This window comes from Streptomyces diastatochromogenes (assembly GCF_002242805.1).
Lineage (GTDB): Bacteria > Actinomycetota > Actinomycetes > Streptomycetales > Streptomycetaceae > Streptomyces > Streptomyces diastatochromogenes.
In genome coordinates, this window is the sequence record NZ_MCGQ01000009.1 from 242,592 (window position 1) to 266,243 (window position 23,652).

Genomic DNA, 23,652 nt, shown 5'->3' on the forward strand with positions numbered 1-23,652 from the left:
TCACCACTCGTCGCTCACCGCACTTCGCTCACCACTGCACGGGCTGCAGCAGCAGCCGGTGCGGCCGGAGTGTGATGCCCACACGGGTGGTGTCGTTCGACCCGCCGACCTGCTCGAAGCGGTACTTCGCCGAGATCGCCGCGGTGATCAGGCTCAGCTGGGACATGGAGAAGTGGTCGCTGGGGCACTTGCGGTTGCCGACGCTGAAGGGGCTCATCGCGTACTTGGGCACCTCCTTGACCCGCTCGGGCAGCCAGCGGTCGGGGTCGAAGTCGAGGTGGTGACCGTAGGAGCGGGCGTCGCGCTGGATGGCGTAAGGGCTGTACACGATGTCCGCCCCGGCCGGAATGCGATAGCCGCCGAGCGCGGTGTCGGTCACCGCGCGCCGCGTCAATATCCATACGGCGGGCCGCAGCCGCATGGCCTCGACTACGACATTGTTGGTGTGCCTGAGCGCACGGACGTCCGCGAATGCAACGGGCCGGCCGCCGGTCACGGATTCGACCTCGGCGCGCACCTTCTCGGCGTGTTCCGGATGTTCCGCGAGCACCTGGAGCAGCCACATGATCGTGGAGGCGACTGTTTCGCTGCCGGGGGTGAGTATCGCGACCACCTGGTCGTGGATCTCCTGTTCCCCGATGGGGTCGCCATTGTCGTCCTTCGCCTCCAGCAATGCCGTCAGCAAATCGTCCGGCTTTTGACCAGATGCCCTCCGCTCGGCGACGATCTCGTCGACCAACAGATGCAAATCGGCCAGCGCCCGGTTGAATTCGCGGTTGGCGGGGAACGGCAGCCGGTACAGCGGTCCGAGCGGGACGACCATCCTGCGGTACATACCGCGGAAGACGGTGGCAAGGTCGATGCTCAGCCGCTCCGCGCGCTCGTCCATGTAGTCGCCGCGCAGCAGGCAGCGGGCGGCGATGCGCACGGCGACCCGGAACGACTCGGAGGTGCAGTCGACGGTCTCGCCAGGCTGCCAGCGCTCGGTCAGCGCGTGCGCCTCCTCCTCCATGACCGTGCCGTACGCGGGGATCGCGTCGAGCCGGAAGGCGGGCTGGATGGTGCGCCGCTGGCGGCGGTGCCGGGGGCCGTTGGCGGTGGCCACGCCCTCCTTGCCGAGCAGGCCTTCCAGGGACTCCCACAGCGGGCCGTCGATCTTGTAGTCGGGGCTGAGCGCGAGTGCGCCGGTGAGCGCGGGTGTGGTGACGGCGTACACCGTCTTGGGGCCGAGCTTCAGGCGTACGACGTCGCCGTGCACGCCCAGGCCGGACATGAAGGCGAGCGGGTCGCGGACCAGTTTCAGGCCGTGGCCGAGGACCGGGACGGCGCCGCCGGCGAGGGGCGGTTCGCGCAGTTCGGCGCTCTCGGACGTCTCGGGTTTCACAGACTCGACGGTCATTCGTCACCTGCCGCTTCGTTGTTGACGTACGGGGGCGTGGACCGGTCGTCCCAGCTGTCGACCATGTACCGGCCGGACTCGTGGTGGAACCAGTAGACGGAGCTGAACCAGTTCCGCATATAGCCGACACTGGCGCGGACGGCTGCGCTGAGTTCCCTTCCGCGGGGTGTTCCGTCGGCGAGTTCGCGGGCGAACCGCAGGGCGTCCCGCTCGGCGTCGAGGAATTCGGCGATGCATTCCTCGACGCGCCGCCTGACTTCCTCCACCGCTTCTTCGAGTGTCAGTCCCTCATGGGTGATGAGACTGATTCCGAGATTGTGCACCTCGTCGCCCGCGATTTCCTTCGGCAGCGAGCAGAGGTCGTTGTACCAGGCGGCGAATTCCTGGCTCAGTAATGCCGCACGGTGATAGGCCGGATGTTTCCTCACCGCGTCCGGGAGTTCACACCCGGCACTCGGCTCCAGCAGGTCCGTCCATATCCAGTGCGCGAAGGTGAGCCGCCGCAGGGCGAGGTACTCCTCGACCTTCGGAACATACCCCGCGGTCCGGTTGCGGAACTCGCGGTCGTAGGCCTCGATCACCTCGCGGAAGTGCCCGGCGAACCGCTGGTTCCAGGTGCGCGGCAGGAACGAGTACAGCCGCAGCACGCTGTCCGCGAACCCTGCCACCAGGGGGTCCGGATGGTGCAGATGGTGCCGGGGTGCGTCGAGGGCCGCGTGCAGGCGGTGCCTCAGCCGGCGCCAGTCGCCCACCCGGCCGTGCACCCGGTCACGGTCGTGCCGGTCGTCCCAGACGAAGAACCAGGCACTGTAGTCGGCAATGGCCTGCAGGACCTCGTCCGGGGCGCCGGTGTAGTACCCGGCCATGAGGTCGGTGTAGCAAAGGCCATCGGCATATTCCCGCACCTTGTCCGCCGGCATCAGCCGCTTTTCCAGCAACCACTGCCGTGTCTTCTCCTGAAGCTTTGGCCAATACGGGTGGAGTTGCCGGGAAAACGAGTCCTCGATCACCGGGAGGGCGACAGACGGCGGTACTGCGACCGCTGTCGACGATGTGGTGCCGTGTGAGAAAGCGTGCACGAACAGTCCCCTCTCAGCTGCCAGGAGCGCACACCCCTCCTTGCCGTGCCGGGCGTGCGCCGTTGCGTATCCCCGCCCTTCCATTCAGCACCACAACTGACCATTATGGGAACGGATTTGCCCCCATCACCACCCCAAGATGCCGGGAATCTTGCGACGAACAAACGAACGACGCCCGCTCGGGAAGGATCCCGAACGGGCGCCGTAGCGTACGTCGTTGCTGCTCTCGTACGGTGTCCGGACAGTCGGACCGCACGTCTCAGTCGTTGGCGACCACGGGGTAGCGTGGCTCGTTCTCGGCCATCTGCCGGAGCGCGTCCTTGCGGTCACGCTTGGAGAGACGGTCGATGTACAGGTACCCGTACAGGTGGTCGGTCTCGTGCTGCAAACAGCGAGCGAAGTAGCCGGTGCCGCGGACCTTGATCGGGTTGCCCTTCTCGTCCTGGCCGGTGACCTCGGCGTAGTCGGGACGCGCGAGCGGCGCGTACGCGGTCGGCACGGACAGGCAGCCCTCGTTGCTGTCGTCGAGCCGGCGCCGGTCGGCGGGCAGGTCGACCAGCTTCGGGTTGCACACCACACCGACGTGCCGGACGCCCTCGTCGTCCATGCAGTCGTAGACGAAGACCTTCAGGTCGACACCGATCTGGTTGGCCGCGAGGCCCACGCCCTCGGCGGTGTGCTGGCTGGCGAACATGTCCGCGACCAGCTGGTCCAGCTCGGCACCGAACTCGGTGACGTCCTTGCACTCCTTGTGCAGGACCGGGTTGCCGACGACCGTGATCGGCCGCGAGGTGCCGCGCTCGCGCCAGGCGTTCTCGCGCTCCTCGCAGTCCTCCGTGTCGACGACATAGCCCTCGTCGTCGACGGGGAGCACGCCCGCGTGCTGCTGATCGGTGTCCTGCTGCGCCATGACCGACGTACGCCTTCCTCAGGAAAACAAGGGGTGAAGTTGCTGATACAGGGTACGGCGATCCCTCAGCAGACCTCTTCCAAGTCCCTCCAGTCCCGCGAATCGGGACTGTCCGCCACCCACCCGTCCAGCAGCCCCCGCACGAGCGAAGCCGGCGCCGCGACGCCACACTCCCGCTCGGGAACCCACAGCTGCCCGTCCGTGCGATGCCCCAGCGGCCCGGGATGCCCGGGCTCACTGTGATCGTGCGGATCCAGATGCACTCCGTCACCCTCATCGGAAGGCATACGGGACTCCGAGCACATCCGGCACAGCAGCCGCACCGAGGACGACCAGTCCTCCGCGGCGAACCCCGCGTCCGCGGCCAGCTGCTCCAGCGCGTCCCGGTCGGCCTCGGTGGCCGCCTCCAGCAGGACCACCCAGGTGGGGACGGGCGAGGGCGCCCACAGCTCGATCTCGTCGAAGACCGGGTAGGAGTGCCCGGCGGACGTCGTGCGCTCGCCGTGCGGGACGCCGTCGTGCAGGACGACCTCGCCCCAGCGCCGCCCGGACGAGGGAAGCGGGATGGACAGCACCTCGATGCGGGCCGGGTCCAGCCTGCGGCCCCACACCACCTCGGCCTCGCCCTCCGGGGAGAGCCGTACGGCCGCGCTGCCCAGCTCCATGCCGAGCGGCTCGCCGGAGGCGGCGGCGGCGCCGGGGACCCGCAGCCCGTACGCCTGCCAGGCGCGGCGGGCCAGCGGCCAGTCCTGCAGGGCGGTCGCGGCGATGCCCACGTTCCACCAGTCGGGGGCGCCGGTCTCCCGGTCCAGGAGGGCCACGGCGCGCAGCCCGGCGGCGCGGGCCTGCTCCCAGTCGTGCCGGAACTTGTGCAGCAGGGCGAGGTTGAACCAGGACTCCGCGAGCCACGGTTCCAGGTCGGCGGCGCGCGTCAGCAGCTCGCCCGCGTCCTCGTACCGGCCGTCGCCGATGAGCGTGAACGCGCGGTCGGTGGCCTGCCGCCAGGAGGCGGAGGGCCGGTGCCGTCCCTTGCCGAAGATCCTCACGATTCCCGCCTGCCAGTTCCAGTTCCACGTGGGCTGGCTTGTGCCCCCGGACACCCTCTCCCTCGCATCCAACCACGTACGCCGGGAAGGGCGCTCATTACCCATGGGTTACCCCGCCGCGGGCAGCGTCAGACAGTCCCTGGAGAGAACCCGGGCCAGCGACTCCACGACCTCGGGAGCGTAGTCTCCGGCGGTGGCCAGGCGCAGCTCCTCCAGGGCCCGGAGCGGCCCGTCGGGCCCGGCGTCCCGGGCCTTCTCCTCGTAGGCGTTGACGGCCCTGACGATCCGCGCGGCCAGCGGCTGCTCCCGGCAGGGGTCGGCCTGCCGCTCCACGACCACGGCGACGGCCGCGTCCACGCCGGTCTGCCGTACGACGGCCCCGCCGAGCAGGGCGATGCGCCGCTGCTCCTCCCGGGGCAGGGCGGCGGTGGCGCCGGCCGGGACGGGGTCGACCAGGCTGAGCTGGCCGATGTCGTGCATGAGGGCCGCGTACTCCAGGACGGTCAGCCCGGGCCCCGAGAGGCCGAGGTCCCGGCCGACGGCCAGGCTGAGCGCGGCGACCCGGCGGGCGTGCCCCGTAGGGGTGTATCCGGCGATCTCGGTGGCCCGGGCGAGGGAGGCGATGGTCTGCCGGTAGGTGGCGCGCACGGCGGCGTAGCGGCGCACGGACAGCTGGGCGAGCAGCAGCGGCAGGCAGAACACCGGCAGCGCCCACAGGCCGACCACGGCGACCGCGAGCGCCATCACGGCGCCGGTCGAGCAGACGGCGGACCCGATGCCGAGCAGCCCGCGCAGTTCGTCGCGCAGGAGCGGGCCGAAGGGCCAGTGGGTGCGGGAGTGGGCGAGGGCGGCGGCGAGGAGGGCGTCGCACAGGGCCGTGAGGACCAGGAGGGCGACCAGCAGCAGCGCGTAGGCGGCGCCGTTCCAGGACTCGAACGCGCCCTTGTTGTAGAGGGGTTGGAAGCAGACGGCGGCGAAGCCGACGCTCAGGACGCGGCGGGCGAGGTGGTCGAGGGTCGGGGTGCGTCCGCACCAGATGTGCGGGACGCCGCCGAGCAGGGAGGCGGCGAGGACGATGGTGACGACCTGCGGTGCGTCGTGGTGGGTCGGGTGCCCCGCGTCGGCGCCCAGCAGGGCGTACGACAGTGATCCGGCGGTGCCCAGCGGCGCGGCCTGCCGCACCTGGGCTCCGCTCCACCGGGTCAGTTCGCCGACGGCTATGAGCACCCCGAAGGCGAGTCCGACGCCCCGGTCGGCTATGCCGGTCCACAGGGTGACGGCGAGGGAGGCGGCGGCCGTGAGGGCGGCGGAGGCGTGGATGAGCCGGAGGGCGGTCATCGGGGTGCCCCGCTGGGGCTGCCGGTGACCGGCTGCTGGGCCGGGATCGGCTGCGCCGTCTCGTCGGCCGTGACGGCCGGGTGCCAGCCGTGGCGGCCGAGAGCCCGGGCGAGCGCCGTGACCATGCGCGGGTCGAACTGGGTCCCGGCGCACCGCTCCAGCTCGGCGACCGCCACCTCGACCGGGCGGGCCCTGCTGTAGGAGCGGGTGGAGGTCATCGCGTCGAAGGCGTCGGCCACGGCCACCACGCGGGCGCACTCGGGGATCTGACCGCCCGCCAGACCGTACGGGTAGCCGCTGCCGTCGAGCCGTTCGTGGTGGTGCAGGATCGCCGCGCGGGCTTCGCCGAGGAAGGAGATCCCGCGGACCATCTCGTGGCCGTACTCGGGATGCAGCTCGATGATCCGCCGCTCCTCGGGGGTCAGCGGGCCGTCCTTGCGCAGCAGCCGGGTGGGCACGCCGAGCTTGCCGACGTCGTGCAGGATGCCCGCGAAGCGCAGCACCTCGACGCGTTCGTCGTCCATGCCGAGTTCGCGGGCGATCATCACGGAGGCCTGGCCGACCCGCTCGCTGTGGCCGCGGGTGTAGCCGTCCTTGATGTCGACGGCCTGCACCAAGGCGCGGATGGTGGCCTGGTGGGCGGCCCGTTCCCGGTGGTACTGGGCGAAGACCCAGCAGGAGACGCACATCGGCAGCAGCACCAGCAGCGCGGCGACCGGCCCGTACCGGCTGCGCCACAGCACGGCCATCATCAGCCCGGCGAGTCCGTGCACGGCGACCGGCGCGAGGGAGCGGGACAGCAGCCCGCGCCAGGCCCGGCGCAGGGGCACCCTCCCCCACTGCCTCAACGGCGTGGGGGGTGCCCCCACGCCCGCCGCGAGCATGCCGCCGTCCAGCGCGGTCAGCACCAGGCAGAAGGCGAGGACGGCCGCCCCGGCGGGCACGAGGGCGTAGGGGAAGTCGCAGCCCACGACGGCGTCCCGGCCGTCGAGCGCCCCGTGCACGTGGGCCGCGCCCCACACGGCGAGCGAGGGCTGCGCGGCCCGCCACACGCGGCGCAGCCACACGGGCCGCTCCTCGACTCGGGCGAGCAGGGCGGCCGGCACCGGCACGAGCGCGGCGGCGGACGGGGGCAGCAGGAACGCCCCGGCGAGCAGCACGGGGTAGAAGGTGCCGCCCAGACGGTGCCGTACGGCGTGCTCGCAGGCCGTGTACAGCGCGACGAGCGGGGCGAGGGACCACCAGGGCGTGTGGGTGGCCGGCAGCGGCAGGACGCAGACCACGGCCAGCAGGGCGACGCAGGCCACATAGCCCCGTGCCCTCGCTGGAACCGCCTCCATCGCGCCCCTCCCCCGACCACGCCTGTCCGGGCTCGGAGCCTAGGGCGGGAATCGGGGGATCCGGGAGCTTATGACCCGAGGATTAGCACATTCGGGTGATGGCCGGTACGCAGCTCCGGTACTCAGCTCTCCTGAGCCGTGGCGGTCACATCGTGTTCGGGCACGGTCTGGCCGGAGCGGATCAGGTCGATGCGCCCCATGACCTTGGCGCGCAGGTCGGCGGGCACGTCGTCATGGCCGCAGCACCGCTTGACCAGCTTCTTCACGGCCTGCTCCAAGCCGTACTTCTCCAGGCACGGCGAGCATTCCTCGAAGTGGTGCTGGAACTTGTCGCGATCGACGTCCGGCATCTCGCTGTCGAGGAACTCGTACAGGTGGTCGAGGACCTCACTGCAGTCCGTCTCGTGCGGATCTCCGCAGCTCATGAGCCCGAACCTTTCGCTTCGTTCGACTCTCCGGCGCCGGCCGGGACCAGCCCTCGCTCACGGGCGTAGTCCTCGAGCATGCCGCGCAGTTGACGGCGGCCCCGGTGCAGCCGGGACATCACCGTACCGATGGGTGTCCCCATGATGTCCGCGATCTCCTTGTACGCAAAGCCCTCGACATCCGCGAGATAGACGGCGATGCGGAACTCCTCGGGGATCGCCTGCAAGGCTTCCTTCACGTCCGAGTCGGGCAGGTGGTCGAGCGCCTGCGACTCGGCGGAGCGCAGACCCGTCGACATGTGCGACTCGGCACGCGCCAGCTGCCAGTCCTCGATCTCCTCGGCCGCACTGCGCTGGGGCTCGCGCTGCTTCTTGCGGTACGAGTTGATGAAGGTGTTGGTGAGGATCCGGTACAGCCACGCCTTGAGGTTGGTGCCCTCGCGGAACTGGTGGAAGGACGCGTACGCCTTGGCGTACGTCTCCTGCACCAGGTCCTCGGCGTCGGCCGGGTTGCGCGTCATGCGCAGCGCGGCCGAGTACATCTGGTCGAGGAATTCGAGCGCGTCCCGCTCGAAGCGCGCGCTGCGCTCGGCGGACGACTCCGCGCTGTCGCCCCGGCCCTCGGGCAGCTCCGCCTGGCCGTTGTCGGTCCCTGCGTCGGTCCCAGTGACCGGACCCACCTCCTCAAGATCCCGGGCAGGACCGAAACCGATCCCACTCGTTTCGGAGGATAGAACACGACCCGTGCCTGCCGCCGCTCGAATAGGAGCGGCCTTGGCCGCGTGCAGCACCGTCCACTCCAGGTCAGCGCGGCTGTCGCGGCTCGGGCAGATGGTCGAACCCATGCGGCGGACTTCCTCTCTACGACGTCGGTGCCGGTGCTTCAGCACTTCTGTCCGCCACAACAGCGCTTCAGCGTGCAACATTCCCGGGAGTCAGCCGAGTGACGCGACCCACTCCACGACAGCGTCGGTGACGATCTCCATCGCCCGCTCCTGCGTGATCTCCGCGCGCTTCGGCACGGCGAACCCGTGATCGCCGTACGCCACCTCGACCAGCTCGTAGGACCCCTCGGGGAACTCGTCCGGCTTGCCGAAGGGATCGTTTCCGCCCTGTACGACGAGCGTGGGTACCCCGGCACCGAGCAACTCGTCGGCGCGGGAGCGCTCCGGCTTGCCCGGCGGGTGCAGCGGGAAGCTCAGCGCCAGCACGGCGTGGGCGCCCAGCTCCGTGGCGGTGCGGCAGGCGACCCGGGCGCCCGCGCTGCGGCCGCCGGAGATCACCGGCAGATCCATCCCGGCCAGCGCGGGCCAGATGCCGCGCCAGCCGGTGTCCAGGGTCTTCGGCGCGGGCGCGACCTTCTTGCCCGCGACCCGCCAGGGCTGCTCGACGAGGGCCACGGTCACGCCGTGGTCCGGGAGCACCTGGGCGAGGGCCCGCAGGTCCCGCGCCTCGATGCCGCCGCCGGCCCCATGGCTCACGGCCAGCACCAGCCGCGCCTGCTTCGCCCGGTGCCAGGTGATGCGGGCGGTCCCGGCGTCGGTCTCGACAATCTCGATCACGCTAGAAGGCTAGAAGAGGGTGCCCACTTCCGGCGCCTCCAGCTCCTCCAGCAGCTCCGGGCCGTTGTTGCGGACGTTGCTGACGGCCGTGGCGACCGGGTAGGCGCGCATCAGGCCGGGCGGCGGCGGGGCGAGCAGCTCGCGCAGGTCGTCCGGGTCGGTGCGGGAGGGGTCCAGCCAGGCGTCCCAGCGGTCCGGGGTGAGCATCAGCGGCATCCGGGGGTGGATCTCGGCGAGGGAGTGCGGGCCCTCGGCGGGGGCGACGGCCAATGGGGTCCGCTCCGCGTCCGTGGTGATCACCGAGCAGGTGACCCACCAGGCCTGCGGGTGGTCGTCGGGCAGGGTCCGGTCCCGCCAGAACTCGTAGAGTCCGGCCATCGCGAACACCGAGCCGTCGGCGGGCAGCACGAAGTACGGCTGCTTGCGCGGCCGCTTCTTCTTCCCCTCGACCTCCAGCTCCCGCTCGTCCTTGCCGGTGACCCACTCGTAGTAGCCGTCGGCGGGCAGGATGCAGCGCCGGGCGGCGAAGGCGCGCCGGTACGAGGGCTTCTCGTGCACGGTCTCCGCGCGCGCGTTGATCATCCGGGCGCCGCCCTCGGGCGTCTTGGCCCAGGAAGGCACCAGTCCCCACTTCAGCTTGCGCAGCTGCCGAACCGGACGCGGGCTCTCCGCGTCTTTCAACGGACGGTCCAGGACGGCGTAGACCTCCTTGGTCGGAGCCACGTTGTAGTCCGGCTCCAGGGTCTCCTCGGGCTCCCACTTTTCGATCTCAAAGACTCCTGCGAGATCCTCGGGCCTACGACTGGATGCATACCGTCCGCACATACGTGCCACACTGCCAGACTTCGCACGACGACAGGGAGCCACCACCGGAATGGACAGCCTCGCCGCCACCGCGCTGCCCGACCTCTGGGACCGGCTCACCGGCACCCAGCCCGACCCCGACCTGTGGGTGGTGCTCGCCACCCTGGTCGCCGCGCTCGCCGTCGTCGTCCCGCACTCCGTGTGGCGGCTCGCGCGCAACGCCATCACCATCGCGCACGAGGGCGGCCACGGCCTGGTGGCCCTGCTCACGGGCCGGCAGCTCACGGGCATACGCCTGCACTCCGACACCAGCGGCCTCACGGTCAGCCGCGGCAAGCCGTACGGCCTCGGCATGATCCTCACCGCGGCCGCGGGCTACACGGCCCCCTCGCTGCTGGGCCTGGGCGGCGCCGCCCTGCTGGCCGCGGGCCGCATCACGCTGCTGCTGTGGGTGGCGACCGCGCTGCTCGTGGTGATGCTGGTGATGATCCGCAACGCGTACGGCGTCCTGACCGTGGTCCTCGCCGGGGGCGCCTTCCTGCTGGTCTCCTGGCTGGCGGGACCGCAGGTGCAGGCCGCCTTCGCGTACGCGGTGGTGTGGTTCCTCCTCTTCGGGGGCGTACGACCGCCGTTCGAGCTGCAGTCGAAGCGGGCGCGGGGCGGCGCGGGCGACTCGGACGCGGACCAGCTGTCGCGGCTCACGCATGTCCCGGCGGGTCTGTGGCTGTTCCTGTTCCACGCGGTGTCGCTGTGTTCGCTGATCGGTGGGGGCGGCTGGCTGCTGGAAGGTTGATGCCGGGCCCTCCTTATAAAGTGGCCTCATGGCCCCGAACACCGCACACCCCGCCCTCTGGCCCGCCCCGCACGCGAGCGGAGCCGTCGACGCGACGGTCCACGTGCCGGGGTCCAAGTCGGTCACCAACCGCGCCCTCGTGCTGGCCGCCCTCGCCTCCGAGCCCGGCTGGCTGCGCCGTCCGCTGCGCTCCCGCGACACGCTGCTGATGGCCGGTGCCCTGCGGGCCATGGGCGTGGAGATCGAGGAGGGGGTGGGCCCGGACGGCTCCGGTGAGGCCTGGCGGGTGCTGCCCACGGGCCTGCGCGGTCCGGCCACGGTCGACGTCGGCAACGCCGGCACGGTGATGCGCTTCCTGCCGCCGGTGGCCGCGCTGGCCGACGGTCCCATCCGGTTCGACGGGGACCCGCGGTCGTACGAGCGTCCGCTGAACGGCGTCATCGACGCGCTGCGCGTGCTCGGTGCCCGGATCGACGACGACGGCCGGGGCGCGCTGCCGCTGACCGTGCACGGCGGCGGGGCGCTGGACGGCGGCCCGGTGTCGGTCGACGCCTCCTCGTCCTCCCAGTTCGTCTCGGCGCTGCTGCTGTCCGGCCCGCGCTTCAACCAGGGTGTCGAGGTCCGCCACACCGGCGCGACCCTGCCCTCCCTGCCGCACATCCGGATGACCGTGGACATGCTGCGCGCGGTCGGCGCCCAGGTGGACACCCCGGAGGCGGGCGGCGAGCCGAACGTGTGGCGGGTGACGCCGGGCGCGCTGCTCGGCCGGGACCTGACGATCGAACCGGACCTGTCGAACGCCCAGCCGTTCCTGGCGGCGGCCCTGGTCACCGGTGGCAAGGTGCTGATCCCGGACTGGCCGGCCCGCACCACCCAGCCGGGTGACCGGCTGCGGGAGATCTTCACCGAGATGGGCGGTTCCTGCGAACTGACCGAGTACGGGCTGGAGTTCACCGGATCGGGCGCCGTCCACGGCATCGACGTGGACCTGGGTGACGTCGGCGAGCTGACCCCGGGCATCGCGGCGGTGGCCGCTCTCGCGGACTCCCCCTCCACCCTCCGGGGCGTGGCGCATCTGCGGCTGCACGAGACGGACCGGCTGGCCGCGCTCACCAAGGAGATCAACGAACTCGGCGGTGACGTGACCGAGACGGCCGACGGCCTGCACATCCGCCCGCGCCCGCTGCACGGCGGGACCTTCCACACGTACGAGGACCATCGCATGGCAACGGCCGGTGCGATCATCGGCCTGGCGGTCGAGGGCGTGCAGATCGAGAACGTCGCGACGACGGCGAAGACCCTGCCCGACTTCCCCGACCTGTGGACCGGGATGCTGGGGAACTGACGGGCGGACTGGGACCATGCGCCGCTACGGCAAGCACACCGACGAGGACGACATCCGCAGCCGCCCGAACCGCAAGGGCAACCGGCCGCGTACGAACATCCGGCCCAAGCACGAGGACGCGGCCGAGGGCATGGTCCTCACCGTCGACCGGGGCCGCCTGACCTGCCTGGTCGAGGACCGTCCGATCATGGCGATGAAGGCCCGCGAACTGGGCCGCAAGGCGGCCGTGGTGGGCGACCGGGTAGCCATCGTCGGCGACCTGTCCGGCCAGAAGGACACCCTGGCCCGGATCGTGCGCATCGAGGAGCGCAGCTCGCTGCTGCGTCGCACGGCCGATGACGACGATCCCTACGAGCGGGTGGTCGTCGCCAACGCGGACCAGCTGGCCATCGTCACGGCCCTGGCGGACCCGGAACCCCGTCCGCGCCTGATCGACCGCTGTCTGGTCGCGGCCTACGACGGCGGTCTGGAGCCGCTGCTGGTGATGACCAAGTCGGACCTGGCCCCGCCGGACAAGCTGCTGGAGCTGTACGGCCACCTCGACATCCCCTACGTCGTCACCAGCCGCGAGGAGCTGGAGAACGGCGACGCGGCGGACCGGGTGCGCGAATACCTGGACGGCAAGATCACCGCCTTCGTGGGCCACTCGGGCGTCGGCAAGACGACGCTGGTCAACGCGCTGGTGCCGAAGGACCGCCGCCGTTTGACAGGCCACGTCAACGCGGTGACCGGCCGCGGCCGCCACACCACCACCTCGGCGCTGGCACTGCCCCTGCCCACTGCCAACGGCTGGGTCATCGACACCCCCGGTGTGCGCTCCTTCGGTCTCGCGCACATCGACCCGTCCCGGGTGATCCACGCCTTCCCGGACCTGGAACCGGGCACCGAGGGCTGCCCGCGCGCGTGCAGCCACGACGAGCCGGACTGCGCGCTGGACGCGTGGGTCGAGGAGGGTCACGCGGACCCGGCGCGGCTGTTCTCCCTGCGCCGGCTGCTGTCGACGCGGGAGCGCCGGGAAGGCGACTGAGCACCGCGTTGTTTGCCGGGGTGCCGCGACGGTAAGTGCATAATCGCACCGAGCCGGACGGCCGGACCTACGGGAGGACAGCACATGGCGTGGCTGCTGGTCATCGTGGCCGGGATTCTGGAGACCGGCTTCGCCGTGTGCCTCAAGCTCTCCCACGGGTTCACCCGCCTGTGGCCGACGGTCGCGTTCGCCACCTTCGCGCTGGGCAGCTTCGGTCTGCTGACCCTCTCCCTGAAGAAGCTCGACGTCGGCCCCGCGTACGCCGTGTGGACCGGGATCGGCGCCGCGGGCACGGCGATCTACGGCATGATCTTCCTCGGCGACCTGGTGTCCACCCTGAAGATCGTCTCGATCACCCTGGTGATCGTCGGCGTGATCGGCCTGCAGCTGTCGGGCTCGTCGCACTAAGCCTGGCGTCCCGGCCCGGCCTTGCCAGCCCGGCCCTAGCCGACGCGCTGCCTGACCAGGGCGCTGCGCACCAGCTCGGCCACCGAGCCCTCGCCCGGTGGGGCCGCGACGCACGACAGGGCGACCCGTACGGCCAGTTCGCAGGACCGGACCAGCTCGGCGGTGTCCGCCGTGGCCGCGGCGGAACCGGCCAGCACCGTCACCGCCCGGTCCCGCACGATCTGCACGAAGTCGCGGGGCGAGGGCAGCGGTCCGTCCGCCCGGCGCTGCGCGGGTACGGCGGAGGAGGACGGCACGGCGGACAGGGTCGGCGTGGGTAGACGCTCGCTCCAGCAGCCGGTGAGCATGGCCCGTACCAGCGCGTTGTCCCGGGCCGCCGACGCCATCCACTCGGCGGTGGCGGTCAGCCGGTCCCGCGGGTCGGTGTGCGCGGCGAGGGCCCGCTCCACTCCGGCGAGATACCCGTCGGCCTCCCGCCGCACCAGCGCCCTGGCCAGCCCTTCCTTGCTCCCGAACTCGTTGTACAGCGTCTGCCGGGACACCCCGGCCGCCGCGGCCACGTCGACCATCCGCACCGCGGACCACGGCCGACGCCCGAGCGCCGTACAGGCGGCGTCCAGTAGCGATTCCCGGGCTGCAGGCATCATCGCCTCCCTGGGGCGAGCAACTCTGCGCCCAGATTTGACGCGCATACATGCACTGTCAAGGGTTCGCGGTGGTGCGGAAGGGCGCCCTTCGGTCACGACGCACCCGGCACTCGACACCGGGCACCGACACCCCCTGTCCCCCAGGCCCCCTATAGCCCGTTACCCCCTCGCCAGATACCGTTCGTCACATGCCGGACTACCTCGACGACCTCCGCCTCGCCCACGTCCTCGCGGACGCGGCCGACGCCACCACCATGGCCCGCTTCAAGGCCCTCGACCTGAAGGTGGAGACGAAGCCGGACATGACCCCGGTGAGCGAAGCGGACAAGGCGGCGGAAGAACTGATCCGCGGCCACCTCCAGCGCGCCCGCCCGAGGGACGCGATCCTCGGCGAGGAGTACGGCATCGAGGGCACCGGCCCCCGCCGCTGGGTGATCGACCCGATCGACGGCACCAAGAACTACGTCCGCGGCGTGCCCGTCTGGGCCACCCTCATCTCCCTGATGGAAGCGGGCGAGGGCGGCTACCATCCCGTCGTCGGCGTCGTCTCCGCCCCCGCCCTGGGCCGCCGCTGGTGGGCCGCGAAGGGCCACGGCGCCTTCACCGGCCGCAGCCTGTCCGCCGCGAGCCGCATCCACGTCTCCCGGGTCGGCAAGCTCGCGGACGCCTCCTTCGCGTACTCCTCGCTCTCCGGCTGGGAGGAACAGGGCCGCCTGAACGGCTTCCTCGACCTCACCCGTGAGGTGTGGCGCACGCGCGCGTACGGCGACTTCTGGCCGTACATGATGGTCGCCGAGGGCTCGGTCGACCTCTGCGCCGAACCGGAGCTGTCCCTGTGGGACATGGCCGCCAACGCGATCGTCGTCACCGAGGCCGGCGGCACCTTCACCGGCCTGGACGGCCGCCCGGGCCCGCACAGCGGCAACGCGGCCGCGTCCAACGGCCTGCTGCACGACGAGTTGCTGGGCTATCTCAACCAGCGCTACTGACGGCGTTCGTGGCCTGACCTGGCGTATCAACTAAATAGATAAATCGGCAAAAATAATTGATAACTACAACAAACAAACCACGGGCGACCCTGTGGGCCGCGGCAGGTGTGACGGTCCTCGGATTCCTCATCGCGCTGGAGATCGCCGCACGTCACTACGGCCTGCCCGGGCCGATCACCAACCAGGCACGAGAGGTGGTGTTCGCCCCCAAGTCGGGGCCGCTGCTGTACGCCAGCATGGCGTTGATGATGGTGGTGCTCACCTGGCGGCAACGCTTCATCGCGGCAGGTGTCGCGATCGGCATCGACGTCGCCTTCTTTCTGGTGCGGTGGGCCTTCGACGCCAAGATGATGTTCGGCAACGGCGCGTTGTGGGTGATGTTGGGCTGTGCGGTCATCGCCGTCACGCGCCGCACCGGCCGGGAACGTGCCCTGCTGCTGAAGGGGGTCGGGCTGGGCCTGCTGCTGGTGACCGGCCGCAAGACCGGCGACGCCTGGCTCCTCATCACGTCGAAGACCCGTCCGACGGTGCTCGACCAGTACGTGGCGACCGCCGATCACGCGCTGGGCGACCCGTCGTGGCTGGTGGGCCGGATGGTCGAGGCCACCGGTCCGATCGGCGCCCACGTTCTCGACTGGGTCTACATCCAGCTGGCGGTGGCCGCGGTCGTCGTCACGCTGTACCAGCTGCGCAACGTGGCGGTCGAGCGCCGCTTCCCGAGCCATCATCTGGTGCGCAGCTTTCTGGTGATCGGCCTCGTCGGGCCGGCCATCTACATGATCTTCCCGGTGGTCGGACCGGTCTTCGCCTACGGCCCGGGCGCCTTCGGCACGGGTGGCGTGCACTGGGCGGCGGCCGACCTGTGGCCGGACACGCCACCGCCGATCAGCACCCCGCACCCGATGCCGTTCGACGAGTTCACCCCCCGCAACTGCATGCCCAGCCTGCACACGGCGTGGGCCACCGCGATCTTCATCCATTCCCGCAAGGGCCCACGAACCCTGCGGTTCTTCGGCGCGTTCTGGCTGGTCAGCACGCTCGGCGCGACGCTGGGCTTCGGCTACCACTACGGCGCGGATCTCATCGCCGGGGTGGTGTTCACCCTCACGATCGAGGCGGCTCTGCGCTCGCTCGCACGCGGCTGGGACCGGTCGGGAACCCAGCTGGTCGCTCGCGGCGCGACGGTCTTCGCCGCGCTCCTGGTGTCGTATCGCTATCTGCCGATGCAGATGGCCGAACATCCATGGGTGGCCGGACCACTTCTCCTTCTGGCGATGGCCTCGGTGATCCAGGGCTACGTACGGACCACCAACGAGTGGGAGCGGGAGGCCGCACCGGCGCCGCGACCGGAACCGCAACCCGAGATGGTCTGAGCGCATTGGCGGCGCTCCTGAGCAAGGAGAGAAGCCCGCGCACGCCCTCAACTGGCCACGCGCGCCCTCTTGTTGACCCGCCCTTTACCTGTCACCCTGAAGCCACCCCCACTTGTGAACTTGTGAATCCCTGAACTAACGGCCGGGTGCCGCGGTCCGGGGACTCCCATAGGAGGTGGCCCATCCCATGCTCGTCCGTGACGCCATGAGCACCGTGGTCCTCACTCTCGGCCCCAACCACACCCTCCGCCAGGCAGCCTCCCTGATGTCCGCCCGCCGGGTCGGCGCCGCCGTGGTCCTCGATCCCGACGCCGGCGGCATCGGCATCATCACCGAACGCGACATCCTCAACTCCGTGGGCCTCGGCCAGGATCCGGACACGGAGCGCACCCACGCCCACACCACCACCGACGTCGTCTTCGCCGCCCCGGCCTGGACCCTGGAGGAGGCGGCCCGCGCCATGGCGCACGGCGGCTTCCGGCATCTGGTCGTCCTCGATCGCGGCGAGCCCGCCGGCATCGTCTCGGTCCGCGACATCATCCGCTGCTGGGCGCCGGCACGGCGGGAGGTACCCGTGTGAACCCTCGAAGCCGGCCTCGAGCACCCTTAGACTTTGTCTAAGGGTGACAAAGTTCCAAAGTCACACCCGTTCAGAACCTGGTCTCGATGCTGTTACGCTGGATTCCATGAGCGACCTTCTGGAACGGCTGCGCGGACGCGGATGGCGGATGACCGCACAGCGTCGCGTCGTGGCCGAGGTTCTCGACGGCGAGCACGTCCATCTGACGGCCGACGAGGTCCATGCGCGGGCCGTGGCGAAACTGCCGGAGATCTCCCGGGCGACCGTCTACAACACGCTGGGCGAGCTGGTCTCCCTCGGCGAGGTGCTCGAGGTCACCACCGACAAGCGCGCCAAGCGGTACGACCCGAACGCGCACCGGCCGCACCACCACCTGGTCTGCGCCCAGTGCGGCTCGATCCGTGACGTGCACCCCACGGGCAACCCGCTCGCCGACCTCCCCGACACGGAGCGTTTCGGCTTCACGGTGTCGGACGTCGAGGTGACGTACCGGGGGTTGTGCCCGAACTGCGCGAGCGCGTGACACAGGGGGGCGCGAGCCCCCCTTTTTTTGCCCGCGAACACTTTGTGCCCGCGAACACACCTAGGGCCGGAATCCATCTCTGGATTCCGGCCCTAGGCCTTCAGTAGCGGGGACAGGATTTGAACCTGCGACCTCTGGGTTATGAGCCCAGCGAGCTACCGAGCTGCTCCACCCCGCGTCGGTGAACACGACATTACGTGAGGGAAGCCCGCGGAAGCAAATCGATGGGCGGGGAGTGGCCGCGGTCACGCCGACAGCTCCTCCCGCAGCGCGTCCCGCAACCGCCCCGCCCGCTCCGCAACCTCCGCGGGCCCGAGCACCACCGCCCGGTCGGCCCACTTCTGCCCCTCGGCCAGTTCGCCGCGACGCGCGTAGACGAGGGCCAGCCGCAGCGCCGCCCGCCCGTGCCCCGCGTCAGCGGCCCGCGTCCACCAGATCGCCGCCTCCGGCTCGCTCCCCTCCCGGGCCAGCAGCAGCCCCAGGTTGAACGCCCCGTTGCGCGACCCGGCCTCCGCCGCCGCCCGGTACCACCGCGCCGCCTCGACCACGTCACCCCGGGCCGCCGCGAGCATGCCCACCCGCACCTGCGCCCGCCGGTGCCCCTGGGAGGCCGCCCGCTCGTACCACTCCTCGCACTCGGTCTTCTCGTGCACGACCTCGCCCAGCTCGTGCGCGGGCTCCGGAGGCCGGCGCGCGTCCAGCACGGTGGCCAGCCGGTACGCCGCCTCGGAGCTGCCGCCGCCGGCCGCGCACCGCAGATGCCGCTCGGCCTCCCGCTCGTCCCCCTCGCGCAGCCGGGCGATCCCGACCTGCAGCGCGGCCTCGGTGTGCCCAGCGGCGGCCGCCCGCTCGTACCAGCGCAGCGCGGCCGGCGCCTCGCCCCGCCCGGCGTGCAGGATCCCCAGGTTGAACGCGGCGTCCACGCTCCCGGCCTCGGCGGCCTTGGAGAACCACGGCTCCGCGCCGCTCGTGTCGCCGCCCTGGAGCAGCAGGATGGCCAGCGCGTTCGCCGCCTCCCGGTGCCCGGCGTAGGCGGCCCGCCGGTACCACTGCTCGGCCTGGGCGGTCCGCCCCTGCTCGGCGCAGAGCAGCCCGAGGTTGTACGCCCCGTTGTCGTCCCCGGCGTCCAGCGCGGCCCGGTACCAGCGCTCGGCGGTCTGTGTCTCCCCGCGCTCGGCGTGCAGCGCGCCCAGCGCGTTGGCCGCGTTGCCGTCGCCGTCCTGCGCGGCCCTGAGCCACCACACGGCCGCGCTCTCGGTGTCCCCGGCGTCCCGCAGCAGGAACCCGAGGGCGCAGGCGGCGCGCGCTTCCCCGTCCTTGGCGGAGGTCAGGTACCAGCGCCCGGCCTCCTTCAGCTCCCCGCGCTTCTCCAGGATCGCCCCGAGGTGCAGCGCGGCCCGCCGGTGGCCGCGCGCGGCGGCCTGCCGGTACCACTGTTCGATCTCCCCGACAGCGTTGTCAGGGGCGTCCCCGTCCTCGTGTGCGGCCTTGCGGTCGAGCGCGCGTGCGAGCCGGTAGGCGGCCTCGCGGTGCCCGCGCTCGGCGGCGGCACGCATCCACTGTCCGGAACTGGCGTCCCCGCGGTGCTCCAGGAGGTCGGCGAGCGCGTACGCGCCCAGCACATGACCTTGTTCGGCGGACTGGCGCAGCCAGTACTCGGCGGCGGGCTCGTCCCCGCGCTCGCGGTGGTGCCGGCCGAGCGCGTGCGCGGCGGCGGCCGAGCCGGCGACGGCGGCGATCCGCCACCAGCCGGCGGCCTCCTCGGGATAGCCGCGCTGGTGCAGGAGGACGCCCAGGTTGTTGGCGGCGGCCCGGTCCCCGGCCGCGGTGGCGGCACGCAGCTGGGGCTCGGCTCCGTCGAGGTCGCCGCGGCGCAGCAGCATGGCTCCGAGGACGCTGATCGCCTCGGTGTCGCCGGTCTCCGCGGCGAGCCGGAGGCGTACCTCCTCGGCGGCTTCCCCCATGTCGCCCATCTCGTCCCGCGTCGGCTCCTCACTCGGAGGCTGCACAAATCGCCCTGTCTCGAACAGAGTTGCCTTGTCCCCCATAACGTCCATCGTCGCACCACCTGCAACCTGGGTACACCCGGTATACCGCAGCCCGTGAGGTCACTTCAGCGTTTTGTCGACATGCCCACAGAGAGATAAGTCAAACACAGGTCGCCCAACTCCCCATGGCGGCGCGGCCGTCTCACCCGCCTGTACATGAGTTCGCACACCACGAAGGCCCGGATCCCTGAGGATCCGGGCCTTCGACTTCAGTAGCGGGGACAGGATTTGAACCTGCGACCTCTGGGTTATGAGCCCAGCGAGCTACCGAGCTGCTCCACCCCGCGCCGTTTGCCTGGTAACAGTACCACGGCACGGAGGGTCTTGATCAACTCTTGTTCTTGTCGCCCGTTTTGTCGGCCTTGGACTGCGCGTCCTCGGCCCGCTTCAGCGCGTCCTGCAGGTCCTTCTGCGCCTTGGCGTACGCGTCCCAGTCCGGCCCCTCCTTCAGGGCCTGCTGCCCGGCGTCGAAGGCCTTCTGGGCGTCTTCCAGTGCCTGTCTGACCGTGGGATTGCTGGAGTTGGGCGGGTTGGTGGTCTCCGGTGGCGTGGTCGAACTCTTCACCCCGAACACCTCGTTGAGGGCCTCGTCCAGGGTGTCCTTGAAGGCGGTCTTGCCCTCGTAGGTGACCAGGACCTTCCTCAGCAACGGGTACTTGAGCGAACCACCGCGGACGTAGACGGGCTCCGCATACAGCAGTCCACCGTCGAGCGGCACGGTCAGCAGATTGCCGTACTCGACCTTCGAATGCCCGCGGCTGAGCAGGCTGATGGTCTCGGCGATGTCCGACTCGGAGTTGAACTGACTCTGGACCTGCTTGGGTCCGTCGACGGTCGTGTTCGTCGGCAGCTTCAGGATTCTGATCTTGCCGTAGTCGTTCGTGCGCGGGTCGGAGTCGACGGCCATGAAGGCGCTGAGATTGTCCCGCCCGTTGGGCGTGAACGTCGTCGTCAGCGAGAACGCCTGGGCGCTCTGGTCCGGCATCTTCATGCTCAGGTAGTACGGCGGCACCGCGCTGCCGGAGTCGTTGGTCGGGTCGTCCGGGACCTCCCACACCTCGCTGCCGCTGAGGAAGGTCTGCGCGTCGGTCACGTGGTAACGGGTGAGCAGCTCGCGCTGGACCTTGAACAGGTCCTGCGGGTAGCGCAGATGGGCCATCAGGTCGGCGGAGATGTCCGCGCGGGGCTTCACCGTGCCGGGGAATGCCTTCATCCAGGTCTTCAGCACCGGGTCAGCGGTGTCCCACTGGTACAGCTTGACCTCGCCGGTGTACGCGTCGACGGTCGCCTTCACCGAGTTGCGGATGTAGTTGACCTGGTTCTGCTGGGCCACCACCGCACGGGAGTTGTTGGTCGCGGTCAGCGAGTCGGCCGTCGTGTCACCGAGGGTCGTACGGGAGGCGTACGGGTATCCGTTCGTGGTCGTGTACGCGTCCACGATCCACTGGATCCGGTGGTTCACCACGGCCGGGTAGGCGTCGCCGTCGATGGTCAGCCAGGGGGCGACGGCCTCGACACGGTCCTTGGGCGTGCGGTTGTACAGGATCCGCGAGCCCTTGCCGATCGCGCCGGAGTAGAGGATCTGCGGCTCGTTGAACGCCACCGCGTACGCGGCCCGGTTGATCGGGTTGTCGAGGTTGACCCCGCTCTTGCCGGTGTAGCTGGTGGTCTTCTCGCGCTCGTTGTCGGAGTAGTCGACCTCCTTCTGGGGGCCTCCGACGATCGAGTACGTGGTGGTCTTCTCGCCGTAGTAGATCTGCTGCTTGTACGTGCCGAGGTCGCCCTGGGACGGGAGGTTCTTCTCGATGAAGACCGGCCGGCCCTCGCTGTCGGCCTCGGTGCCCTTGGCGGCGACCACGCCGTAGCCGTGCGTGTAGCGGAAGTGGTCGTTGATCCAGTTGTTCTTCGGGATACCGTCCAGGTTCAGCTCGCGCAGACCGAGGACGGTGTCCTGGTCCTTGCCGTCCTTGGTGGAGTACCGGTCGACGTCGAGGTTGGTCGGGAACCCGTAGTAGGCCTTGATCTGCTGGAGCTGCTGGAACGTCGGCGAGACGACGTTCGGGTCCATGATGCGGATGCTGGCCGTGTCGTCGACCTGGTCGCGCAGCTTGGTCTTGTCCGCGGTGGTGGACCTGCCCGCGTACTCGGTGACCTTGGCGTCGTCGATGCCGTACGCCTCACGGGTCGCCTTGAGGTTCTTCTGGACGTACGGGGCTTCCTTGGCCTGCTCGTTGGGCTGGACCTGGAACTTCTGCACGATGGCCGGGTACAGGCCGCCGATCAGGATCGCGGAGAGCACCATCAGGCCGAAGCCGATGACGGGCAGCTGCCAGGTGCGCCGCCACAGGGTGGCGAAGAACAGCAGCGCGCAGATGACGGCGATGCAGAACAGGATCGTCTTGGCCGGCAGATAGGCGTTGGCGTCGACGTAGCGCAGACCGGTCCAGTTGCCGGTCGCCTTGAAGTCGCTGGACTTGACGGCGAGGCCGTACCGGTCGAGCCAGTAGGCGACCGCCTTCAGCGCCACGAAGATGCCGAGGAGCACCGACAGATGCCCGGTCGCGGCGGCGGTGGCACGAGCACCCGGGCTGGTGACCCGCAGGCCGCCGTACAGGTAGTGGGTGAGCGCGGCGGCGATCAGGCAGAGGATCGCGGTGGCGAAGCCGAAGCCGAGCAGGAACCGGTACCAGGGCAGATCGAAGGCGTAGAAGGAGACGTCGAGGTGGAACTGCGGGTCCTTCTGGTGGAAGGGCACGCCGTTGACCCACATCAGCCAGGTGCGCCACTGGCTGGAGGCCGAAGCACCCGCGATCAGACCGACGAGGGAGGTGACGGCGAGCAGCATCCACGTCTTGTACGGCGCGATGCCCATCCGGTAGCGGTCCAGGCTCTGCTGTTCCATGGACATGGCGCTCAGCGGGGGCCGCAGCCGGTGCGCGAGCCAGATGTTGAAGCCCACGGCGAGAGCCATCAGCAGGCCGAAGACGAAGAACAGCCCGATCTTGGTCGACAGGGTGGTGGTGAACACGGACGAGTAGTGCACCGACCGGTACCACAGCCAGTCCGTCCAGAAGCCCGCGAACATGGTGAACGCCATGCCGAGGACGGACAGGACGCCCAGTGTCATGAGCAGGGTCCGGACCCGCCGGGACGGGCGGCCCGCTCTGATCCGCGGCCCCGTCGGGCCTCCGCCGCGGTCCGGCATCTGGAAAGCCAAGGTGCGCACCTCGAAGTTCGCTGTCGATCCGTCAGGCCCTCGTGTTCGCGGGCCCTCCGTGGCCCCCCGTGATCGCGGGCCCACACCTATGCAACTTACTCACGGTTTACTCGGTTCCCGATTCCGGCCGGTAACGAGGCAGGATTGTGACCATGTCCAACACTCCCATGGCAGCGAGCCCGCTCACCCGGGCCGTACTCGAGATCGACGAGTACGCCTCCGGCCTCGGCTGGGACCAGCCCGCTCGCCTCTTCGCCCTCGTAGACACCGCACGGCTGCGGGTTCAGGAACCCTCGCTCGCCGCCCAGCTCGGCCTGGAGGACGCGCCCGAGACCACCGGTCTCACCCCGATCGAGCAGGACGAGATCCCGGCGGACAAGCCGCTCGACGAGTTCCTCGGCACCATCGCCTGGCCGGACGCGGTGGTCGGCTGCGCGCTGACGGTGGAGCGCCTGATGCTGCCTCCGTCGGCCGAGGCGCAGGTCCCGCAGGGCCTGAGCGAGGGCAAGCTGGCCAAGTGGGTGGCGGACCACCCCGAGCGCCAGGAGGTCCGCATGACGGTCGCGGTGCTGCGCGACGGCAGCCGTGAGTCGGCGCTGCGGCTGCGTGAGAAGGACTCCTCGACGGAGGTGCTGACCGGCCCGGACCTGGTGCCGGGCCTGGCGGAGGCCCTGTCGGCCACGTTCGAGGACTGACGTCCGCTTCTCGTAGTTCTCGCAGGTCCGCTTCTCGTAGGTCCGCTTTCCGCAGGTCCGCTTTTCGTAGGGCTGGTACGGCGCTGGGGGCGCCCCTGTGACAA

At 70.5% G+C, this 23,652-nt stretch carries 22 protein-coding genes and 2 tRNA genes; 9 read left to right on the plus strand and 15 right to left on the minus strand.

Translation table 11 applies throughout. From position 1 onward, the window contains the following. Positions 1-28 precede the first annotated feature (28 nt). The 10 genes from BEK98_RS10745 to BEK98_RS10790 all read right to left on the minus strand — a co-directional run bounded on the left by BEK98_RS10745 (position 29) and on the right by BEK98_RS10790 (position 9,924). Positions 29-1,399, minus strand: a complete 1,371-nt coding sequence (locus tag BEK98_RS10745; protein ID WP_094216201.1) for a bifunctional albaflavenone monooxygenase/terpene synthase — start codon at positions 1,397-1,399, stop codon at positions 29-31. Further along, positions 1,396-2,478 carry an epi-isozizaene synthase gene (cyc1, locus tag BEK98_RS10750; protein WP_094216202.1) on the minus strand — a complete coding sequence of 361 codons (1,083 nt, stop codon included), beginning with the start codon at positions 2,476-2,478 and terminating at the stop codon, positions 1,396-1,398. The genes BEK98_RS10745 and cyc1 overlap by 4 nt, the downstream gene beginning before the upstream one ends. Positions 2,479-2,737: 259 nt before the next feature. Next, positions 2,738-3,388, minus strand: a complete 651-nt coding sequence (gene def, locus BEK98_RS10755) for a peptide deformylase (protein WP_094216203.1) — start codon at positions 3,386-3,388, stop codon at positions 2,738-2,740. A 65-nt stretch (positions 3,389-3,453) separates the two neighbouring features. Beyond that, a complete protein-coding gene (locus BEK98_RS10760) occupies positions 3,454-4,434 on the minus strand; it encodes a hypothetical protein (protein ID WP_094216204.1) in 981 nt (326 codons plus the stop codon). 108 nt (positions 4,435-4,542) lie between these two features. After that, a complete protein-coding gene (locus tag BEK98_RS10765; protein WP_094216205.1) occupies positions 4,543-5,772 on the minus strand; it encodes an HD-GYP domain-containing protein in 1,230 nt (409 codons plus the stop codon). After that, the gene (locus BEK98_RS10770) at positions 5,769-7,112 is read right to left on the minus strand and encodes an HD-GYP domain-containing protein (protein ID WP_094216206.1); all 1,344 of its coding nucleotides are present in this window, start codon (positions 7,110-7,112) and stop codon (positions 5,769-5,771) included. The genes BEK98_RS10765 and BEK98_RS10770 overlap by 4 nt, the downstream gene beginning before the upstream one ends. 122 nt (positions 7,113-7,234) lie before the next feature. Beyond that, a complete protein-coding gene (rsrA, locus tag BEK98_RS10775; RefSeq protein WP_094216207.1) occupies positions 7,235-7,537 on the minus strand; it encodes a mycothiol system anti-sigma-R factor in 303 nt (100 codons plus the stop codon). Continuing rightward, positions 7,534-8,217, minus strand: coding sequence for a sigma-70 family RNA polymerase sigma factor (gene sigR, locus BEK98_RS10780; protein WP_208643066.1), 684 nt, complete (start codon positions 8,215-8,217; stop codon positions 7,534-7,536). The genes rsrA and sigR overlap by 4 nt, the downstream gene beginning before the upstream one ends. A 255-nt stretch (positions 8,218-8,472) precedes the next feature. After that, positions 8,473-9,099: an alpha/beta hydrolase family protein gene (locus tag BEK98_RS10785; RefSeq protein ID WP_094216209.1), complete on the minus strand. Its 627-nt coding sequence runs from the start codon at positions 9,097-9,099 to the stop codon at positions 8,473-8,475. Positions 9,100-9,108: 9 nt separating this feature from the next. Beyond that, entirely contained in the window at positions 9,109-9,924 is an 816-nt protein-coding gene (locus BEK98_RS10790) for an SOS response-associated peptidase (RefSeq protein WP_094216210.1), read from the minus strand. A 49-nt stretch (positions 9,925-9,973) separates the two neighbouring features. On the opposite strand from BEK98_RS10790, the gene BEK98_RS10795 reads away from it, so the two are divergent. From BEK98_RS10795 to BEK98_RS10810, 4 genes are all read left to right on the plus strand, one after another. Continuing rightward, positions 9,974-10,696, plus strand: a complete 723-nt coding sequence (locus tag BEK98_RS10795) for a M50 family metallopeptidase (RefSeq protein ID WP_094216211.1) — start codon at positions 9,974-9,976, stop codon at positions 10,694-10,696. Positions 10,697-10,724: 28 nt separating this feature from the next. Continuing rightward, positions 10,725-12,041 carry a 3-phosphoshikimate 1-carboxyvinyltransferase gene (aroA, locus tag BEK98_RS10800; protein ID WP_094216212.1) on the plus strand — a complete coding sequence of 439 codons (1,317 nt, stop codon included), beginning with the start codon at positions 10,725-10,727 and terminating at the stop codon, positions 12,039-12,041. A 16-nt stretch (positions 12,042-12,057) separates the two neighbouring features. Then, complete coding sequence (gene rsgA / locus BEK98_RS10805; protein WP_094216213.1) at positions 12,058-13,068, plus strand: ribosome small subunit-dependent GTPase A; 1,011 nt, start codon at positions 12,058-12,060, stop codon at positions 13,066-13,068. A gap of 84 nt (positions 13,069-13,152) precedes the next feature. Further along, positions 13,153-13,476, plus strand: a complete 324-nt coding sequence (locus BEK98_RS10810) for a DMT family transporter (protein ID WP_094216214.1) — start codon at positions 13,153-13,155, stop codon at positions 13,474-13,476. A 35-nt stretch (positions 13,477-13,511) separates the two neighbouring features. Here the strand turns inward: BEK98_RS10810 and BEK98_RS10815 are convergent, their stop codons facing one another. Beyond that, on the minus strand, positions 13,512-14,123 hold the full coding sequence (locus tag BEK98_RS10815) for a TetR/AcrR family transcriptional regulator (RefSeq protein ID WP_244201826.1): 612 nt from the start codon (positions 14,121-14,123) through the stop codon (positions 13,512-13,514). 188 nt (positions 14,124-14,311) lie between these two features. On the opposite strand from BEK98_RS10815, the gene hisN reads away from it, so the two are divergent. The 4 genes from hisN (at position 14,312) to BEK98_RS10835 (ending at position 17,588) form a co-directional block, all read left to right on the plus strand. After that, positions 14,312-15,112: a histidinol-phosphatase gene (hisN, locus tag BEK98_RS10820; RefSeq protein WP_094216216.1), complete on the plus strand. Its 801-nt coding sequence runs from the start codon at positions 14,312-14,314 to the stop codon at positions 15,110-15,112. A 59-nt stretch (positions 15,113-15,171) separates the two neighbouring features. Next, complete coding sequence (locus BEK98_RS10825; RefSeq protein ID WP_425276602.1) at positions 15,172-16,485, plus strand: phosphatase PAP2 family protein; 1,314 nt, start codon at positions 15,172-15,174, stop codon at positions 16,483-16,485. A gap of 187 nt (positions 16,486-16,672) precedes the next feature. Continuing rightward, positions 16,673-17,065 (plus strand): CBS domain-containing protein, encoded by a 393-nt coding sequence (locus BEK98_RS10830; protein ID WP_094216218.1) that lies wholly within the window; start codon positions 16,673-16,675, stop codon positions 17,063-17,065. Positions 17,066-17,171: 106 nt separating this feature from the next. Next, positions 17,172-17,588 (plus strand): Fur family transcriptional regulator, encoded by a 417-nt coding sequence (locus BEK98_RS10835; protein WP_094216219.1) that lies wholly within the window; start codon positions 17,172-17,174, stop codon positions 17,586-17,588. A 104-nt stretch (positions 17,589-17,692) separates the two neighbouring features. On the opposite strand, the gene BEK98_RS10840 is transcribed toward BEK98_RS10835, so the two are convergent. The 4 genes from BEK98_RS10840 to BEK98_RS10855 form a co-directional block, all read right to left on the minus strand. Further along, positions 17,693-17,766: transfer RNA gene (locus BEK98_RS10840), tRNA-Met, on the minus strand. A gap of 67 nt (positions 17,767-17,833) precedes the next feature. Continuing rightward, positions 17,834-19,645 (minus strand): tetratricopeptide repeat protein, encoded by a 1,812-nt coding sequence (locus BEK98_RS10845; protein ID WP_208643067.1) that lies wholly within the window; start codon positions 19,643-19,645, stop codon positions 17,834-17,836. A 204-nt stretch (positions 19,646-19,849) separates the two neighbouring features. Continuing rightward, positions 19,850-19,923: transfer RNA gene (locus tag BEK98_RS10850), tRNA-Met, on the minus strand. 41 nt (positions 19,924-19,964) lie between these two features. Beyond that, complete coding sequence (locus tag BEK98_RS10855; protein WP_244201829.1) at positions 19,965-22,841, minus strand: UPF0182 family membrane protein; 2,877 nt, start codon at positions 22,839-22,841, stop codon at positions 19,965-19,967. Between the two features lie 164 nt (positions 22,842-23,005). On the opposite strand from BEK98_RS10855, the gene BEK98_RS10860 reads away from it, so the two are divergent. Further along, positions 23,006-23,548 (plus strand): PPA1309 family protein, encoded by a 543-nt coding sequence (locus tag BEK98_RS10860; protein WP_094216222.1) that lies wholly within the window; start codon positions 23,006-23,008, stop codon positions 23,546-23,548. Positions 23,549-23,652 lie beyond the last annotated feature (104 nt).

What these genes read in the sequence shown, in the direction of transcription:
- BEK98_RS10790 (WP_094216210.1), bottom strand. Translation starts at nt 9,924, where the DNA reads ATGTGCGGACGGTATGCATCCAGTCGTAGGCCCGAGGATCTCGCAGGA.
- rsgA (WP_094216213.1), top strand. Translation starts at nt 12,058, where the DNA reads ATGCGCCGCTACGGCAAGCACACCGACGAGGACGACATCCGCAGCCGC.
- BEK98_RS10810 (WP_094216214.1), top strand. Translation starts at nt 13,153, where the DNA reads ATGGCGTGGCTGCTGGTCATCGTGGCCGGGATTCTGGAGACCGGCTTC.
- BEK98_RS10860 (WP_094216222.1), top strand. Translation starts at nt 23,006, where the DNA reads ATGTCCAACACTCCCATGGCAGCGAGCCCGCTCACCCGGGCCGTACTC.
- BEK98_RS10770 (WP_094216206.1), bottom strand. Translation starts at nt 7,112, where the DNA reads ATGGAGGCGGTTCCAGCGAGGGCACGGGGCTATGTGGCCTGCGTCGCC.
- rsrA (WP_094216207.1), bottom strand. Translation starts at nt 7,537, where the DNA reads ATGAGCTGCGGAGATCCGCACGAGACGGACTGCAGTGAGGTCCTCGAC.
- def (WP_094216203.1), bottom strand. Translation starts at nt 3,388, where the DNA reads ATGGCGCAGCAGGACACCGATCAGCAGCACGCGGGCGTGCTCCCCGTC.
- BEK98_RS10855 (WP_244201829.1), bottom strand. Translation starts at nt 22,841, where the DNA reads ATGCCGGACCGCGGCGGAGGCCCGACGGGGCCGCGGATCAGAGCGGGC.
- BEK98_RS10765 (WP_094216205.1), bottom strand. Translation starts at nt 5,772, where the DNA reads ATGACCGCCCTCCGGCTCATCCACGCCTCCGCCGCCCTCACGGCCGCC.
- BEK98_RS10745 (WP_094216201.1), bottom strand. Translation starts at nt 1,399, where the DNA reads ATGACCGTCGAGTCTGTGAAACCCGAGACGTCCGAGAGCGCCGAACTG.
- BEK98_RS10830 (WP_094216218.1), top strand. Translation starts at nt 16,673, where the DNA reads ATGCTCGTCCGTGACGCCATGAGCACCGTGGTCCTCACTCTCGGCCCC.
- BEK98_RS10835 (WP_094216219.1), top strand. Translation starts at nt 17,172, where the DNA reads ATGAGCGACCTTCTGGAACGGCTGCGCGGACGCGGATGGCGGATGACC.
- BEK98_RS10795 (WP_094216211.1), top strand. Translation starts at nt 9,974, where the DNA reads ATGGACAGCCTCGCCGCCACCGCGCTGCCCGACCTCTGGGACCGGCTC.
- hisN (WP_094216216.1), top strand. Translation starts at nt 14,312, where the DNA reads ATGCCGGACTACCTCGACGACCTCCGCCTCGCCCACGTCCTCGCGGAC.
- BEK98_RS10815 (WP_244201826.1), bottom strand. Translation starts at nt 14,123, where the DNA reads ATGATGCCTGCAGCCCGGGAATCGCTACTGGACGCCGCCTGTACGGCG.
- BEK98_RS10845 (WP_208643067.1), bottom strand. Translation starts at nt 19,645, where the DNA reads ATGGACGTTATGGGGGACAAGGCAACTCTGTTCGAGACAGGGCGATTT.
- aroA (WP_094216212.1), top strand. Translation starts at nt 10,725, where the DNA reads ATGGCCCCGAACACCGCACACCCCGCCCTCTGGCCCGCCCCGCACGCG.